Annotated in this window: 11 protein-coding genes and 1 riboswitch; of the genes, 6 read left to right on the top strand and 5 right to left on the bottom strand. The window is 43.2% G+C overall.

Features of this window, described 5'->3' with window-relative positions:
• The first annotated feature begins 1,079 nt into the window (after positions 1-1,079).
• Positions 1,080-1,619 carry a DUF4199 family protein gene (locus EWU21_RS00375; protein ID WP_130894810.1) on the top strand — a complete coding sequence of 180 codons (540 nt, stop codon included), beginning with the start codon at positions 1,080-1,082 and terminating at the stop codon, positions 1,617-1,619.
• A gap of 88 nt (positions 1,620-1,707) precedes the next feature.
• On the opposite strand, the gene EWU21_RS00370 is transcribed toward EWU21_RS00375, so the two are convergent.
• The gene (locus EWU21_RS00370) at positions 1,708-5,076 is read right to left on the bottom strand and encodes a ThuA domain-containing protein (protein ID WP_130894809.1); all 3,369 of its coding nucleotides are present in this window, start codon (positions 5,074-5,076) and stop codon (positions 1,708-1,710) included.
• Between the two features lie 85 nt (positions 5,077-5,161).
• Here EWU21_RS00370 and EWU21_RS00365 point away from each other — a divergent pair, with 85 nt between their 5' ends.
• Positions 5,162-5,998, top strand: a complete 837-nt coding sequence (locus tag EWU21_RS00365; RefSeq protein ID WP_130894808.1) for a dienelactone hydrolase family protein — start codon at positions 5,162-5,164, stop codon at positions 5,996-5,998.
• Between the two features lie 123 nt (positions 5,999-6,121).
• Here the strand turns inward: EWU21_RS00365 and EWU21_RS00360 are convergent, their stop codons facing one another.
• Positions 6,122-6,916 (bottom strand): phytanoyl-CoA dioxygenase family protein, encoded by a 795-nt coding sequence (locus EWU21_RS00360; RefSeq protein WP_130894807.1) that lies wholly within the window; start codon positions 6,914-6,916, stop codon positions 6,122-6,124.
• A gap of 114 nt (positions 6,917-7,030) precedes the next feature.
• Between EWU21_RS00360 and EWU21_RS00355 the strand changes: the two genes are divergently transcribed.
• A complete protein-coding gene (locus EWU21_RS00355) occupies positions 7,031-7,900 on the top strand; it encodes an AraC family transcriptional regulator (RefSeq protein WP_130894806.1) in 870 nt (289 codons plus the stop codon).
• On the opposite strand, the gene EWU21_RS00350 is transcribed toward EWU21_RS00355, so the two are convergent.
• Complete coding sequence (locus tag EWU21_RS00350) at positions 7,897-8,952, bottom strand: TerC/Alx family metal homeostasis membrane protein (protein ID WP_130894805.1); 1,056 nt, start codon at positions 8,950-8,952, stop codon at positions 7,897-7,899. The two genes, EWU21_RS00355 and EWU21_RS00350, sit on opposite strands and share 4 nt — an antisense overlap.
• Positions 8,953-9,004: 52 nt before the next feature.
• Between EWU21_RS00350 and EWU21_RS00345 the strand changes: the two genes are divergently transcribed.
• Positions 9,005-9,742 (top strand): glycosyltransferase family 2 protein, encoded by a 738-nt coding sequence (locus tag EWU21_RS00345; protein ID WP_130894804.1) that lies wholly within the window; start codon positions 9,005-9,007, stop codon positions 9,740-9,742.
• Between the two features lie 45 nt (positions 9,743-9,787).
• Here the strand turns inward: EWU21_RS00345 and EWU21_RS00340 are convergent, their stop codons facing one another.
• Positions 9,788-12,157 carry a TonB-dependent receptor gene (locus tag EWU21_RS00340; RefSeq protein ID WP_130894803.1) on the bottom strand — a complete coding sequence of 790 codons (2,370 nt, stop codon included), beginning with the start codon at positions 12,155-12,157 and terminating at the stop codon, positions 9,788-9,790.
• Between the two features lie 95 nt (positions 12,158-12,252).
• A riboswitch (TPP riboswitch) is annotated at positions 12,253-12,347 on the bottom strand.
• Between the two features lie 67 nt (positions 12,348-12,414).
• Here EWU21_RS00340 and mfd point away from each other — a divergent pair.
• Both mfd and gldJ read left to right on the top strand, forming a co-directional pair.
• Complete coding sequence (gene mfd / locus EWU21_RS00335; RefSeq protein ID WP_130894802.1) at positions 12,415-15,759, top strand: transcription-repair coupling factor; 3,345 nt, start codon at positions 12,415-12,417, stop codon at positions 15,757-15,759.
• Positions 15,760-15,800: 41 nt separating this feature from the next.
• On the top strand, positions 15,801-17,000 hold the full coding sequence (gene gldJ, locus EWU21_RS00330) for a gliding motility lipoprotein GldJ (RefSeq protein WP_130894801.1): 1,200 nt from the start codon (positions 15,801-15,803) through the stop codon (positions 16,998-17,000).
• A 9-nt stretch (positions 17,001-17,009) separates the two neighbouring features.
• On the opposite strand, the gene EWU21_RS00325 is transcribed toward gldJ, so the two are convergent.
• Positions 17,010-17,678: a ComF family protein gene (locus EWU21_RS00325; protein WP_130894800.1), complete on the bottom strand. Its 669-nt coding sequence runs from the start codon at positions 17,676-17,678 to the stop codon at positions 17,010-17,012.
• Positions 17,679-17,692: the final 14 nt, after the last annotated feature.

Genomic DNA, 17,692 nt, shown 5'->3' with positions numbered 1-17,692 from the left:
TAAAAACCTGAAACTTTTACCAATAAACAAGAGGAATGAGCTTATTGGAAACCTACTAGTTAACACGCTGCTATTATCATTATTCACGTTAGTCCTTAGCATATTGTTAAACAAAGAATTCGACTCTTATATTCCGATTCACTATTGGGAGAATAGCCCTATTACTAAAACAAACTATTTCTACCAAATGACAATAGAAGCACTAGTAGTGCTACCTCTTGTCGTTTTTGTTGCGAATTATTGTTACAAACTGAACAAGACCATTATCCTATTAATTGGATCAATTCTATTACTTCTTTTGAATTCCACAAACCATGCAATTGGCAGTGAAAATGTTAAATTATTAAAAACTGTTACCTACAAATAGATGCAAAATCTTTTAAAATATAATCTCTATCTCTATTTCAAAAGCAAAAAGCTTCTGTTAGCAACGGGTGGTATTCTATTTTCCTTCATTTTACTGCTCCTTAATTTTAATATCACTTCAGAAGGAAGCCTTATTAATCAATTGTATTTACAAGAAGTTTCTTTCAGCTTTAAAGTTTTAAATTTTTGTTTATTAATTATCTACCCTTTTGTATTTATATCCTATTTACAAGTAGATCTGGAAAATGATTTCCGAAACAGAATTGAAATAATTCCTCCTAGCAAACTTTCTCAAATACACTCAAAAATCATACTATTCTTACTGATTGAGAGTATTTTTTCAATCGTGTACATTTTCTTCATGGAGTTGAAATTACCTAATTCGCCCATAGATTCAAGATCGTTTATTATTCAAAATCTGATTACCTACCTCCTTTTTTCTATTCCCTATATTTATATAATAACTTCCTTTTTTTACTACTTTAAAAACACAACCTACTTATACCTAATACACTTTTTCTTTTCCATTTTAAGCTATTTTGATTCTTTCTTTTGGCTTCCTACTAGTTGGGGCAAATTGATTTTATCATACAATATTTATACCAAGCAAAACATCATCCTTTCATTTTATGAAAACCACCCTATCAAATACTTTTATTTATATTTTATATTTTCTACCCTGTTGGTTCTGTTTTTAAATAGAAAATTCCAAAATGAAAACAAGTAAAATACTTCAGTCAACTATTCAATTAGGACTTATTTTGGGTCTGATTGGAATCATCCTAATTTTAGCAGACACTTTCAGTGATAGTACAGGTATCATCACTATTCTGAGAATTTGTTTTTTAATTGCTTTTATCGCTATCCCAATCTATTTATTAAAAAAGATCTTAGACTCTTATTCAAGCTATTACAAAAATCGCTTTATCAATTACTTACTTATTTTTCTAACTGCTCACTCACTGATATTTGCCTTCAATCTAGCTTTTTACAATTACTTCTTCCCGGAGTATAAAGTAATTTACGCTGAGAAAAAAACTCAAAACTCGAGGGATAGAATAGAAGAAGTAGAAGCAAAGAATAGCTTAACAATTGAGAATAAGGACTCCTCTTTACAGAAAAGACAGGAGGAAATAACAAAAAGTTTTGAAAGCGCAAAAATGACTAAAGATTACGCAAAAACGGTAGCAATCAATCTTTTCCTAGCCTTAGCATTAAGCGCGTTCTATAAAAATTCATCAAAAGAAGAGTAAGTAACATCTAGTGATGACTTTTTTACCGTGAATAAAAAAAGTGAAGACCTAAGCCCTCACTTTTTAAAATTCTGATTATTGCAATGGACTAATTCTGGAAGTTCAAATTCATCAACGCATATAACGCTCCTTCTTTCACTTTGTCATTCACAAATACCAAATAGATATCGTGAACACCTGAAGTGTTCAGAGGGAAATTGTATGCTTTAGTTGCGTTTACTTCAACAGAACCCAACAATGGACCTGTTACGCTACCTGTTCTGAGCTCTAATTGACCTCCTACCGTTTGACCAGCCATATAGGTAGCCATTACTGAAAGGTTCTTGATACCCGTTAAGTCAATGGCATCGTAACGAGCATATCCACCCGAAGCGGTAGCCACTAAGATTTCGCCGATTCCATCTACTTTGAACTTCATCGTTTTAGCTGTTGCATCTGCGCTTACTGCAGGGAACTTCGCATCACGTAAAGTCACGACTTTAGAACCTGTTACCGGCGCAATTTTACCCGCTCCTTTGTCTGTGTACATCGCACGGAAGATAAACGTTCCTGGCTTTCCTTTGTCTTGTGGGACATATTGTCCAGCCACTGGCTTAGATGCTTTTTTCTTGTCTGCTAAACCTAAGATGTATTTCACCATCTCACGTGCATCCGCAACTGAAACTTGTGGGTGAGCTGCCATCGCATTCTCTCCCCAAACTCCACCACCACCAGAGATGATCTTCTTCGATAACTCATCAATGTTTTGTGAGCTCGCACGGTATTTCTTACTTACGTCTGTATAAGAAGGTCCTACTGACTTCTTATCGATCGCGTGACACGTCTTGCAATCCGATAAATCGATCAAACGCTTGCCAGCAGAGAAGGAGGTATTCGCTTGGTGACCTTGTGCAATAACCGTCTTGTCAAATCCTTCTAAATAATCAATTTGCATAATGACATCGTCTTCCGCAATTTTCTTATTCGCTAAGCTTCCATCCTCTTTATCCTGTACCGAAACCTTGTAAGTTACCGGCTTGTCATTCCAATAGAATGATTTGTTACCTTCAATCGCTACGTCTACCGCTGGCACTTCATTACCCGCTGTAATTTTAATCACCTCAGAATTTGAATTGCCTGCTGCATCTTTGACGGTTAATTTCACATTGTATACACCTGCTTTCGCGAAAACGTGTAGTGGATTCGCCGCTGTACTCGTACCACCATCACCAAAATTCCAAGCATATTTAATGGCATCACCATCAAAATCTACCGTTCCTGCTGAAGAGAACTTCGCTTTCAAAGGTAAAGCACCTACCGCTTTGTCCACAGCCACCTTCACTTTAGGCGTTCTGTTTCCTGCGTTGTATTCTATCTTGTAAAGAGCTGCCTCTTCGCTAGCCGCAAACCAGTTAGGTCCATACTCTAAACCGTACATCGTACCGTTTTTGTCAAACTCTAAATCCATTGGATGAGAGAAAGTCGTGTTAGGCAAGAAGCGTTCCATTTGAACGAAATCACCTTTCGCATTCATCGAAACCGTATAGATCATATCACGTGACCAATCGTAGGCGAAGAATTTACCGTCATAATAAGCCGGGAATTTCGTCTTCGATGTGGATGGGAAATCTTCACGGTAATAGATTGGACCAGCCATCGCGTTACGAGAACCTTTGGAAATAACCGGGCCAAATTCTGGTGAATCTACATAAGGGTAGTAGATGAACGCTTTTTGAGCCGCTGGCAAGTGTGAGAATCCTGTGTTGTGAGGAGAGTTGTTAATAGGCGCTTTGGGATTATACGTAGCCCAAGTGCTATCCTTCGCAAAATCACGCTGGTTGTAAGGACGGTTATCCGCTACAAATAATGGCCAACCGAAATAGCCCGCCTGACGTGCTTGATTCACTTCATCGTGTCCACGTGGACCATATTTCTTCGAATCTTCACCCGCATCCGGACCTACTTCACCCCAATACAAGAAACCGGTACGCTTATCCACCGAAATACGGTAAGGATTACGGTTACCCATTACATAGATTTCTGGTTTTGCATGGTAAATACCCGACGGGAATAAATTACCCTCTGGAATCGTATAACCTCCTTCTGGAGTGGGTTTAATACGTAAAATCTTTCCTCTTAAATCATTCGTGTTAGAAGAAGTAGCACGTGCATCCCAGCCCGCACGACCTGGACGGTTATCCATGGGTCCAAACCCATTTGAATCAAATGGATTTGTGTCATCTCCTGTAGAAAGGAATAAATTACCTGATTTGTCCCAAGCGATCGAACCGCCTGTATGGCAACATCCGTCACGTTTAACAGGCACCTTTAAAAGTACTTTTTCAGAACTCATAATCAAGGTGTCTTTTACGTCATCATAGGTAAAACGAGACAAGTGTTGTGCCGTATCTGCTTTGCCTGTTTGAGGAGAATAGAACAAATACAACCAGTGATTCTTGTTGTAATCAGGGTCGATATTCACCCCCATTAAACCGTACTCAAATTTAGAGAATACGTCCAAATCAGCTACGACTTTCGTCTTTCCCTTTTTAGGGTCATACATCTTTAATTTACCCTTGCGCTCTCCGAAAAAGATTTTTCCTCCGTCAGTTACGGCTAATTCAGTAGGCTCGTCCAAATTGCGATCTAAAACCACTTTCGTGAAACGATTCTCCTCTGGAGGCAATTCTGAACGTAGTTTCTTCGTATAATCCTGAGCTGGACCTGAGGCTAACCATTGCAAAGCACCCCACAAATGTTGTACTACAATGGGCTCTTCAAATGACTCGTGTGTGTGTCCCCAGTTCGTATAGAACGCACGGCCACCGTCGAATTCGTGGTACCAAGCCATTGGGTGGAAATCACCCATTTTACCATCAGTATATGATTTCTCATCTAAGGTAATTAACACTTTAACGTCTTTGTTAAAGTTCTTTGTGTCATAAAATTCATCCGTACGATCAAACGTTTCAGGCATGTGCGCCGTCGAAATGTGTGTGCGATCTACTGCGGTAAATTTTCCTTTTTGTACATTCGGACGACCTGGGTGTGAAGCAAATTGGCCACCGGCTAATTTTGTATACCAAGCCCAATCGTATTCCGTATCTGTTGCCGCGTGAATACCTAAATAGGCTCCACCTGCTTGAATGTAGCGCTCAAAAGCGATTTGCTGCACATCGTTTAATACGTTAGAGGTCGTGTTTAAGAACACCACCACGCGGTATTGTTTCAAATTTTTCTCTGTGAAGTTCGCTGCATTTTCTGTTGTATCAACTGAAAAGCCTTTTTCTTTGGCCATCTTAAACAAGGCAACTTGACCTGGTTTAATAGAGGAGTGGCGGAAGCCTTTCGTAGAAGAAAAAACTAAGATTTTCTTGCCTGCTAACGGATTAGCCGCCTGTGCAAATACAGAAAGCGTAGAAACCAATAAGGCAAAAATGAGAGTGATTCGGAGGATCCCGAACGAGGAATTTTTCATGTTTAAAATAAATAGGTTTGGGACAAAGTTAGGGCAAAACAGAAATTTTCGGCTACATTTAAGAAAAAATTTATCAAATCAAGCAATGAAAAAATATATCGCAACCTTGGCGCTCGTTTTCGCCTCGTTTTTCGCCTATTCTCAGGTCTCTTGCTGCTTCGTAAAGAAGGATGGGATGCAGCTTTTGGCCTCTAATAAGACCTTTATTAAATCTCACGCACTACCTAAGCCATATCACCACGTGAGTAAAGCAGGTGGCGTGATGGTCGAATTCAAGACGCCGGATGATCAGATGGCCAAAGGTTTCTACATTCCCGCTGACAAACCGACCGAATATACACTCCTTGTTTTCCAAGAATGGTGGGGCCTAAACGACCACATTAAAAGAGAAGCCGAGCATTTCTACAGCACTTTAGGCAACGTAAATGTCTTAGCGGTGGATATGTATGACGGAAAAGTCGCAACCACTCGGGAAGATGCCGCTAAATATATGGGCGGTGCGAATCCAGCTCGTCTGGAAGCCATCATCAAAGGTGCCATTGCTTTCGCTGGACCGAAAGCGAAGATTGCGACGGTGGGCTGGTGTTTTGGCGGATCTTTATCGTTGAAAGCTTCCATCTTAGCGGGCAAACAAGCAGCTGCTTGCGTAATGTACTACGGTATGCCAGTGAAGGAAGTAGAGCAGTTAAAATTATTACAAACAGACGTCTTAGGTCTTTTTGCGGGTAAGGAACAATTCATTAACCCGACGGTAGTGAAGGAATTTGAGGCCAATATGAAGACGGCTGGCAAAGGCATTCAAACGAAAATCTTCGACGCCCAACACGCCTTTGCAAATCCTTCTAACCCGGCATTTGATAAAGCCGCTACTGAAGAGGCTTGGGGAATGGCGATCAATTACTTCAAAGCTCGATTAAAATAATGCGCTATATACTTCTTCTTTTGTGTGTTTCCATGTTAGCTAGCTCGTGTGCGAGCCATCGCTACCAAGCGAAGCCTTACAAGAAAAAATGGTCCTTATTTAAGAAAAATGCCTGCGACTGTCCTAATCTCCGATAAGGGGATTTAGGGCAGAAGCTGCGGGCGATCCGGGGGCTAAACCTTGCAACCAGCGCTGGCGATCTGCCTCTTGGTTCGGATTTTGTGGCTCCATTACCCGAGCCTCCGCATCCATATAGATAATGGTCATCACTTCTCGCATTTTACTCGATTGATTTCCGGGCGCATTGTGCAATGTCCAGCCTAAATGAAAGGTGGCATCACCCGCTTTCATGGATTTTTGGGCCACAATTTCATAGCCCTGTTTAGCCACGTAATCCCCGATTAAAGCTTCAGATGCATCGGAAATCTCCAGCTTAGGTAAATCTGCATCGGAGGATTTCGAGGCAAATGTAAGCATACCCATTCCTTCTTCGATATCCACCAAAGGCATCCACATCGTCACTGTTTTAGGCGTATCCAGTGGCCAATAATATTGATCCTGGTGCCAAGGGGTATGACCTCCGCCAGGTTCTTTGAACAAGGCTTGATCGTGGTACAAGCGAACCTGTTGAACCCCTAATAATTGGGCAGCCGCCGAGGCGAAACGTTTTGCCAGCGTGAACTCCTTCACTGTTTCAGAACTCTCCCACAAATTCATCATCTGCAGAAACGCCTTGCCATAGGTATCTCGCTCCTCCATCGGTTTTTGCTGCGCCCTAAAATCAGCTGCCCAGTCCAAAATCGCCTGACGATAGGGCTGTAATTCAGCGGCAGAGATTAATCCAGGAATGTAGGCGTGTCCATTTGTGGCAAAATAGGCTTTTTGCTCTGTCGAAACGGGAAAGGGTTGGTTTAGCATCTTTTTTCTGGCAAAGATTTCAGAAAATATTTTAGCGGGCTACCTTTATTTTGGCCAAAAAAGATGCAATTTTACCTTTTTACGAATCCCCACACTCCGAAAGGCTAAAATTAAATGAAAGCACAGCGCGAACACCTCACCTCTGGATTTCAAATCAAACATGTGAAACAGGCCCGTTTTGACGCACCCTACCATTTCCACCCTGAATTAGAATTAACACTCATTATCGCAGGCGAAGGCAAGCGTTTCATTGGAAACCAGATTACGGATTTTAGACCGGGCGATCTCGTTTTACTAGGCGAAAACCTACCCCATTGCTGGCAGAACCACCAGAAAGATTGGCTTTTAGCAGATCCCGATCCGGAAGAGGCGCAGGCTTTGGTTATCCACTTTAGGAAAGATTTTCTGGGAGAGGAATTTCTCAGCCATGAAGCCTGTGCCGGCTTGAAAAATTTGTTCGAAAAAGCGAAAACGGGATTCTCCATCGTGGGACCTACGCAAGATAAGATTGCGCGAAACATGCTGGCTCTAGCAGAGATGGCGCCGTTTCCACGACTTTTGGCCTTCTTACAAATCCTTCATACCATCGGAATTTCCACCGCGGATGTGCAGGCCATCGATACAACAGAAGGAAATTATGCCATCGCGGAAGGGGATCTTGAGCGGATCAATCGAGTTTATGCGTATGTCATCGCAAATTATACCCAAGAAGTGCATTTAGACGAAGTGGCCCATTTAGCGAACATGACGGAAACGGCTTTTTGCCGTTATTTCAAAAAAGTGACGAACAAAACCTTTGTTGAATTAGTGACGGAATTTCGGGTGAAACACGCTTGCACCCTATTGCGCACAACGAATAAACCCATGATTGAGGTGTGCTTTGAGAGCGGTTTTGGCAACATTTCCCATTTTAATAAGCAGTTCAAAGCATGGATGAATACGCCTCCACTGCAATACCGTAAAATGGTGAACGAATGGCATTAAGCCTCCTTTTTCGCAGGAAATAAAACGCTCAACAGGATACTGATCGTCAAGATTCCGATGATCACCCCTAAGGAAGATAGTGTCCCAAAACCCCATTCTTCCAGCTTCGAATGCGCTAACATTTTGCCTCCCACGAAGCTCAATAAAACGCCCAAACCCATAGGCAAGAAACGGAACAAGCCCATCAAACTAGAGAGGAAAAAGAAAAGGGAACGAAGTCCCATCACGGCAAAAACGTTAGAAAAGAAGACGATATAGGGATCTTTCGAGATCGAGAAAATCGCTGGAATAGAATCCACTGCGAATAAAATATCGGTAAAGGCAATGACAACCACGATCACAAAAATGGGAGTCATAAATAATTTCCCTGTCTTCATGCGCACAAAGAATCGCCCAATCACATTACGCTTATACACATTAAAATACTTCGACAAGATCTTTACAACCGGATGTTCACCCGGTTCGATGTGCTCTTCCTCTCCAGAAGAGAAAAGAATTTTCACCCCTGTATACACTAAAAACGCCCCAAAAACGTAAATAATCCAATCGAATTTCTGCAATAAAGCCGCGCCCAAGAAGATAAAAATCAAGCGCAAAATAATAGCTCCCAAAATACCCCACACCAGGATTTTCTTGTAATACCGCTTTTGAACCCCAAAGGAATTAAAGATCAAAATGAACACGAACACATTGTCAGCAGATAAAGAGTATTCGACTAAATACCCCGTAATAAATTCCAACGACAAGTTATCCTGAAAAATCGTTAAAGCCTCCGCGTACGAACCCGTCCCTAAATGAATGTGACTAGCGTAAGCCTGCTGCACGGCTTTCAAACTGGCCATATCGGTAATCCCGTGAACCATCGCCCCGTTATACCCTAAGAAAAAGTAAAAGATAATCGCTAATAAAACCCACATGCCGGTCCAAAAACCCGCCTCCTTAAAAGTCACTTCCTCCGCTGTATCCTTTTTGAATACTCCTAAGTCAATCAACATCACGGCCATCACACCCACTGAAAAAAGAAGAAAAAATAGCGTTTCGCTCATAAATATTTAATTTTACACTTTGGCCGCACAAAGGTCGCAAAAATAGCTTAGAAAAAATATGTACGAAGGTAAAAAGGTCATTGTCGTTATGCCCGCTTACAAGGCAGCGCTAACCCTGGAAAAAACATACCATGAAATCCCGCACGATTGGGTGGACGAGGTGATTTTAGTCGATGACCATAGCCCTGATAATACGGTAGAAGTGGCGAAAGCGGTAGGCATTAAGCACGTGATTCGACACGATAAAAACTTGGGTTATGGAGGGAATCAAAAGACTTGTTACACGAAGGCTCTCGAGTTAGGTGGTGACATCGTTATCATGCTGCACCCGGATTACCAATACACTCCCATGCTATTAAAAGCGATGATTTCGATCATTGGAAATGGCTTATATCCGGTGGTTTTCGCTTCGCGCATCCTAGGAAAAGGGGCCTTAAAGGGCGGCATGCCGATGTACAAATACATCGCGAATCGCTTGCTGACCTTGTTTCAAAACATCATGATAGACCAAAAGCTTTCCGAATACCACACGGGATACCGCGCATTTTCGAAAGAAGCCTTGGAAGCCGTGAAATTTACTAAATGTGACGATGATTTCATTTTCGATAACCAAATGGTCTTGCAACTTTTCTGGAAAGGTTTCGAGGTGGGTGAAGTGACTTGCCCTACGAAGTATTTTGACGAAGCCTCTTCGATTAATTTCAAACGGAGTTCCATCTATGGATTGGGCGTACTTTGGTACTCTGTCCGATACCGCCTCGCGAAATGGGGATGGAAATGGGATTTAATGAACTAAATAAAAAAGCCTCAGATTTTACGGTCTGAGGCTTTTTTGTAGGTACTAAAATCGAATACTAGCTCCCAGCAAGAAATTAAATCCAGCTTGCGGATAATAGAAGTTCTCCGTAGTCGTCGCGCCCCCGTATCGGTACGAATAGGTATAGCCATTCGACGAATACAGTTCGTTCAACACATTATTCAGCAATAATGTAAAGGCAGGACCTTTCTTCATCGTGTATTTCAAGCGAATATCTTGGGTCGCATAGGCCTTGATCGAACGTGCCTCGTCAGAGGTGTTGTCCAAATACTGTTTCCCCACATACTTGCTCAACAAACTCGTTTCGAAAGCACCCACGGAATAGGTCAGCGTATTTCCTGCGATAACGGACGGAGAATAGGCGATATCGGTATTTCCGTGATTAATCACCACCTGATCATAGGTATCGTAGTCAGTCATTTTCTCTTGGAAATTGCGGATACGGTTTTGGCTTAACATCAAATTGCCATTCCAAAATAAGCGCTTCGAAAGCTGGTAATTCAACACCGCCTCGACACCCAAACGGTAACTCGACGCCGCATTTGTGCGAATCGCCTCACCCACCGCATTTACCGCGCCCGTTAAAACGAGTTGATCTTGGTAATCCATGAAATAGCCATTCAATTGAAAACCGTATTTCGCACCGCTACGCTGGTAACCTAGTTCATAATCCTGCACGTATTCTGGACGAGGTGCTGTTAAAGGGTTGTCCACAAAATCCTGACGACTCGGCTCTTTACTTCCAGCAGAAACAGAGGCATACACTTTAGCTTGTTCTGAAATTTGATGTGTTAGGCCAAATTTGGGATTAAAAAAGTCATAGGTATTGTCCGCATCTAGGGCCAAAAACTTATCAGCCGTTCCCTTCATCCGGTAACCCACCGTGCGGTATTGCAAATCTAAGTAGGCATTCCAGTGATCTGATAAAACCACATTCGTCTTTGCATACAGGTTTATATCCGTTTTTTGCGAGCGACTTCTGTACCACTCTACTCCTGGCAATGGATCAACTAACACTCCAAAATGACGCCCAACATAGCGATTCCATGCTCCACCAAAAGTAAACTTGAACTTTTGAGAACCCGTATAATGTAAGGCAAAAGTCGAACCATAAAAGTCATTGTCTAGCCATTTGCGGCGAATAACATCTGCTGCTACAATAGAAGTCACTCCATAATTCAACATTGCCGCATCGGGCTTAAACTCCTCATAATACCCTCTTCCATAGGTATAATGTCCATTAAGGTCTATGTTCCAAACCTCCGACAACCGGTGATTCGTGATCAATTGGTAGTGATCCTGCGCATAATTATCCGTCTGATTGTCATAGGTATAATAATTATAGGTACGGCCACTATTCACTAAATTATCAGCCTCCGCAGCAGTTAGATAATTTCGATCGATGTAGGCCTGCATCTCAGAAACAGATCCATTAATCCTACTTTCTGGAGTCCCATACCAAGATTGGTAGGTCTTTTCTTTCCCGGTGAAGTAGTTCAATCGAATGAAACTTTTAGCACCGAAATAGCCCGCAGAAAAATAAGCCGACAATAAATTAGAGGAAGACCTGTCGATAAAACCATCCGAAACAATACGAGACAAACGGCCATCGATGGTGAATTTTCCTCCTAATAGACCAGAACCGGCTTTGAGTGTCGTTTTCAGTGTTCCAAAAGATCCGCCAGACGCATTCACTTCGCCATAAGCCTTAGGCTCAAACGTATTTGTCTGCATATTCACCGAACCCCCAAAGGCCCCAGCCCCATTAGTAGAAGTTCCCACGCCGCGCTGGATTTGGACTGAATTCACCGAACTAGCAAAATCCGGCATATTCACCCAGAAGGTCCCTTGAGATTCCGAATCGTTGATTGGAATTCCATTCACCGTCACGTTCACCCTTGTCGCATCGGAACCACGAATACGGATTCCCGTGTAACCCACACTAGCTCCTGCATCTGACGTGGTAACAACCGACGGCGTGAAATTGAGTAATTGAGGCATGTCTTGCCCTAGATTACTTTTGCCTAATTCTGAAGCCGAGAAATTCGAATAGGCCATCGCTGAATTTTCATCCGCCCGAGTCGCTCGAACCACGACTTCATCTTGTAAGAAATTGGATTTTTTCAGCGCGATTTGGCTGGCTTTATCGGCAGCGATTTCTAGTGGATCATAGCCCACAAAACGCACGACTAAAACGGCCTGGGAAGAGACGGTTAAATTAAAATGCCCTTTCGCATCCGTCACGTTTCCTTTCTGACTTCCTTTCAAAGTCACAGAAGCACCCCATAAAGGAGCTTTGGTATCCTGATCAAAAACGGTTCCCTGTACTTTTTGTGCAAATACACTTTGCACACACAAAATAAGCGTAATAATAAGCGTTGTTGCCTTTTTCATTTTTTTTGAATTTTAGCAACAGGTAAAGGAGCCAAATCCTGTTATGATTTAACTTTTTAACCCTTACATTGACGATTTTTTCTGAGTTTTCAGCGCTAAAAACTCGACAAAATCCCTTCGACGGCACTACCCGCATCAGGTTCAATGGGTATAATCTCAGCCTTTTTTACGGGCACCCCTTTTTGTAGATGCACAAAGATACAAAATTTCCTACCTTTGCAAGCCCTACGTAAAATTTGTAGGGAATTTTTGCACGTATGATCGTCAAAGAATTTCTCAGTATCTACCAGAGCGACGGAATTGTCCAAAGCATTTCTGACAAGATAACTACGTCCAAACCGGGCGAATCCATCCACCTAAAAGGCCTTTGCGGCTCCCTCGACACCGTTTTGATGTCTGCCTTTCTAAAAGAGAAGCAACCTTTCCTCATCATCTGTGAAGAAAAGGAAGAGGCACAATACGTCTACAATGACCTGCAGGCCCTCATAGGCGACACGGCTGTCATCTTGTTTCCGATGTCCCACAAGAAACCCTACGAATGGGAGGAAGTGGACAATGCGAATGTGTTATTACGGGCAGAAGTACTCAATATTTTAAGTAATTATTCGGGCCAAAGTCTCGCCATCGTTTCCTATCCGGCGGCGATGACTGAGAAGGTGATTAACCGAAAGTCTTTGGTCAAAAACACCTTATCCATCCGGGTAGGAGATAAAATAGATCGCAATTTCGTAGCCGAAACGCTGAACGAATATGATTTCGAACGAACGGATTTCGTCTACGAAGCGGGACAATATTCCGTTCGCGGAGGTATTTTAGACGTCTTCTCGTACGCGGCGGAATATCCTTACCGCCTCGATTTCTTCGGAGATGAAGTAGACAGTATTCGTACGTTCCACCCAGAAACCCAGCTTTCCATTCAATCCGTTTCTGCGATGCACCTCATCCCGGATGTGCAAACTAAACTGATCCAGGAGACGAGGGAATCCTTCTTCACGTTCTTACCAGAAAACACAAAAATCTGGATCAAAGACCTGAGCATATTGAGCGATGTATTGACAGAGAATTTTGAAAAAGGGACAATGGTCTACGAGGTTAATTCCTCGTCTGACATCAATCTATTAAACAAACCAGAGGAACGTTGGGAGACCGCAAAGACGATTAAAAAATCGCTTCAGGGGTTTGCTTGCATCGAATTTGGCAAACGTTCTCATCTGAAAAATTCAGAAACAATACTCTTTCCTTCGAAGAATCCTGGGGCCTTTCAAAAGGATTTTGAGCGACTTGCTACGACTTTATTAGACAACCAAACCCACGGTTTTCACAATATCATCAGTTCAGAATCCCCGCGGCAATTAGAACGCCTCGAGGTGATTTTTAACGAAATCAACACGAGTATTCAGTTCAAGCCCTTGCAGATTTCGCTTCGCGAAGGTTTTGTGGACGAGCAAACCAAAGTGGCCTTTTACCCGGACCACCAGCTGTTTGAGCGCTACCACCGCTATAAGGAAAAGAATAAGTTCTCGAAGAACAAGGCCTTAACCCTAAAGGAACTGAGGTCTTTACAAGTGGGTGATTTTGTCACGCACATCGATTACGGAATTGGTCGATTTGCCGGGTTGAATCTAGTCGAAACTGCGAACGGAGAGCAGGAAGTGATTCGCTTGATTTACCGCGATGACGACGTTTTATCCGTTTCGATTCATTCCCTGCATAAAATTTCGAAATATTCCGGCAAAGAAGGAGCGCCTCCTTCGATGTCGAAACTAGGTTCACCGGATTGGGATAACAAAAAATCTCGGGTGAAGAAGCAGGTAAAGGATATTGCCAAAGAGCTCATTTCCCTTTATGCCAAACGCAAAAACGCGCCAGGCTTTGCCTTCTCCCCAGACACGTATTTACAAGCCGAGCTAGAATCCTCGTTCTTATATGAGGATACGCCGGATCAAGCGAAAGCGACCATTGACGTGAAAGCGGATATGGAGAAACCGCATCCGATGGATCGGTTGGTGTGTGGAGATGTGGGATTTGGAAAAACGGAAATTGCGATTCGCGCCGCCTTCAAGGCCGTAGCAGATTCGAAACAAGTGGCCGTCCTCGTGCCCACAACGGTATTAGCGATGCAACATTACCGCACCTTCCACGACCGTTTAGCCGCGTTCCCCTGCAAAGTGGAATACGTAAACCGATTCAAATCAACCAAACAAATCAACGAAACCCTAGCCCGCGTGGCGAGTGGCGAAACCGATATTTTGATCGGAACACACCGTCTCGTAAACAAGGACGTGCATTTCAAGCAATTGGGCTTGATGATTATCGATGAGGAACAGAAGTTCGGGGTGAAAGTAAAAGACCGTTTGAAAGAAATGCGGGTAGATGTGGATGTGTTGACGTTGACAGCCACTCCTATTCCTAGAACGCTCCATTTCTCTCTAATGGGAGCGCGTGATTTGAGTATTATTGCCACGCCTCCGCCCAACCGCCAGCCGGTTGAAACGAAATTAGTTGTCTTGTCTGATGAAATTTTACGCGATGGGGTAAGAGAAGAAATTAGTCGTGGAGGTCAAGTCTTCGTGGTCTACAACCGAATTGGAGAATTGGAAAGCATTGCGAACCGCATTTTGCGTTTAGTTCCAGATGCTAAAATCGCCGTCGCACACGGCCAAATGGAGGGCGACCAGCTCGAAAAAATCATGATGGGCTTCATCGAGGGCCACTACGACGTACTTGTTGCGACAAACATCATCGAATCCGGACTTGACATTCCGAATGCGAATACGATCTTCATTTTAAATGCCAATAACTTTGGGCTTTCAGACCTGCACCAAATGCGGGGTCGCGTAGGCAGATCCAACAAAAAGGCCTATTGTTATTTAGCCACGCCATCCTTAGCGAATTTAACCAGCGATGCGCGTAAGCGTTTGAGTGCCTTAGAGGAATTCTCGGATCTGGGCGATGGCATCAAAGTGGCCATGCGCGACTTGGATATTCGCGGTGCGGGAAACCTACTAGGCGCAGAACAGAGTGGCTTTATCAATGATTTGGGATACGACATGTACCACAAAATCCTGGATGAGGCGGTGCAAGAGTTAAAGGAAAATGAGTTCAGAAAACTGTTCGAAGTCGATTTAGAACAGGTGGCAGAAATGCTCAAAGTGGATTGCACGATCGAAACGGATTTGCGCGTATTGATTCCAGAAGAATATGTCCAAAGCATCTCCGAACGCCTCGCCCTCTACACACGTCTAGACGAAATCGAAGACGAAGAAACGCTCGCCGCCTTTATTAAGGAAATCAAAGACCGTTTTGGTGATTTACCAAACGAAGTTCAGGATATGATTGAACTGGTGAAGTGTCGTTGGAAGGCTCAGGTTTTGGGAATTGAAAAAATCCTCTTAAAAAACAATAACCTAAAGTTCCATTTCGTTTCATCAGAGTCCGCTCGACCGCTCGACCAAAGCCTCATTGTAAAGGTTATTTCGTTTGTCAATAACAAAAAGGGGCAATGTCAATTAAGAGAAAAAGCAGGAAAAATGATTCTCCAAATCGACAAGGTGAGTAGTATTCAAGAATTAAATACTATTTTAGTGGATATTTTAGGGTAATTAATACCTTTGTTAATTGATTCTATATTAAAGGAATATAAATGAGTACGAAATTAAGATTGATCCTAGGAGTGCTTAGCTGTGTGTTTTTACTCACTTCTTGCCCTAGCGGACTAAAGAACGGTAATCCGAACAGCCTGAAGGTGGGTAAGAAATCCACTGTAACGGGTTTGGCCTACAACAACAAAAAAGGCGGATTCCAAGTCAACAAATCCTATAAAGGACCTATTGTAGGGCCTAATTTGGTCTTCATCGAAGGAGGTCGCGTTACCCTAGGTGGTGGCGAGGAAGACGTGATGAAGCGCAATGACAACCGCCAGCGCACAGTCACGATTCAATCCTTCTACATGGATGAAACGGAGATCTCGAACCTACACTATTTAGAGTATTTAGACGCAATCAAGCGTGATTCAACCCTAAATGCGTACACCGCAGCCTTGCCGGATACGACGGTTTGGTTAGATGAATTAGCCTTCAACGATCCCTATGTAACGCATTATCTTCGTCACCCAGGTTTCCGTATGTACCCGGTAGTAGGTGTAACGTGGAAGCAATCGAATGACTATGCCGCATGGAGAACTGCCGTCGTTAATAAAAATGTGGCTTTCCCTAAGGGAAAACCTAGAAACCGGAAGAATCCGATTGCGAACATGGAGTCTGGGTTAATCTTGCCAGAATACCGTCTACCTACTGAAGCAGAATGGGAATATGCGGCGAAAGCGATGATCGGGACACAGCAAGAGGATGAAAATCAAGAAAATCAACGTATTTACCCTTGGGATGGACCTTCGATGCGACAGCCTTTTGGCAGAACACGAGGCCAAATGTTAGCCAATTACAAACGTGGACGGGGTGATTATTCAGGTCTTGCAGGTCGTTCAAATGACGGTGCCATGATTACAGCCGAAGTTTACTCTTACCCGGCGAATGATTTTGGACTTTATAACATGGCCGGAAACGTGAACGAGTGGACGATGGACACCTACCGCCCCTTAACGCTAGACGATGTAAATGATTTGAATCCAGCGCGTCGTAGTGAAGCACAAGATCCAGCGAAATTATATGACAAGGGTAATTCCTTGATTAATGATAATGCCAAAGTCTACAAAGGCGGCTCTTGGGCAGATGGACCTTATTGGTTGTCTCCAGGTACGCGTCGTTATTTAGATAAGGACGCCTCTTCGTCTACGATCGGTTTCCGTTGCGCGATGTTCGCTCCCGGAAAACCAACGAAGCGATAGGTTAACAACTCACTTTAAAGCAGCCAGCGCCAGGAAAGACAATTTCCCCGTGCTGGCTGCTTTTATTTTAGCCCCTGCCGCTAAAAAAGTCGCGCCCGTCGTCAGCGTATCATCCACTAGCAAAATTCTCAGTCCGTCCAGTTCGCCCGGTCGCAGCACTTCAAATACTTCCTCTAAGGTTTTATAGCGTTCCGCGCGATTCAACCCGATCAAGGAAGAAACCTGTTTCGTCCTTAGTAAATGCGTTTCAGACATGGGAATGCCAGATGCCCGCGCAATCCCCTTTGCCACACAAGCAGCTTGATTATAACCTCGTTCTTTTAGCCGAGAAGGATGTAGTGGCATTGGGATGAGCAAATCATACTCTTTAACCGAAAAGGACCGCCCCACACAACTCCCCAAATATTCGCCTAATCTTTCCTGCCCTTTGTACTTTATCTGGTGTAACAAATGTTGCACCTTCCCGCCCTCCGAAAACACATAATAGGCGTGCACGCGATCATACTCAATCAACCCGTCGAGCTTGTGAGAGATCCAATTAGGCTGTTCTAGGAATAATCCGGGGCTAGGTAGTTCGAATCGACAGCGGGTACAGATCCAATTTTCAGATCGAATAAGCACCTGATCGCAAGCAAAACAACATTTGGGATAAAGTAATTGTAAAAAGGCATTAATCATTTGGAAAAAACTTT

The organism is Aquirufa antheringensis (genome assembly GCF_004307425.1).
Lineage (GTDB): Bacteria > Bacteroidota > Bacteroidia > Cytophagales > Spirosomataceae > Aquirufa > Aquirufa antheringensis.
Note: the sequence above shows the minus strand (reverse complement) of the source record. Positions and strands in the feature narration are given on the sequence as shown.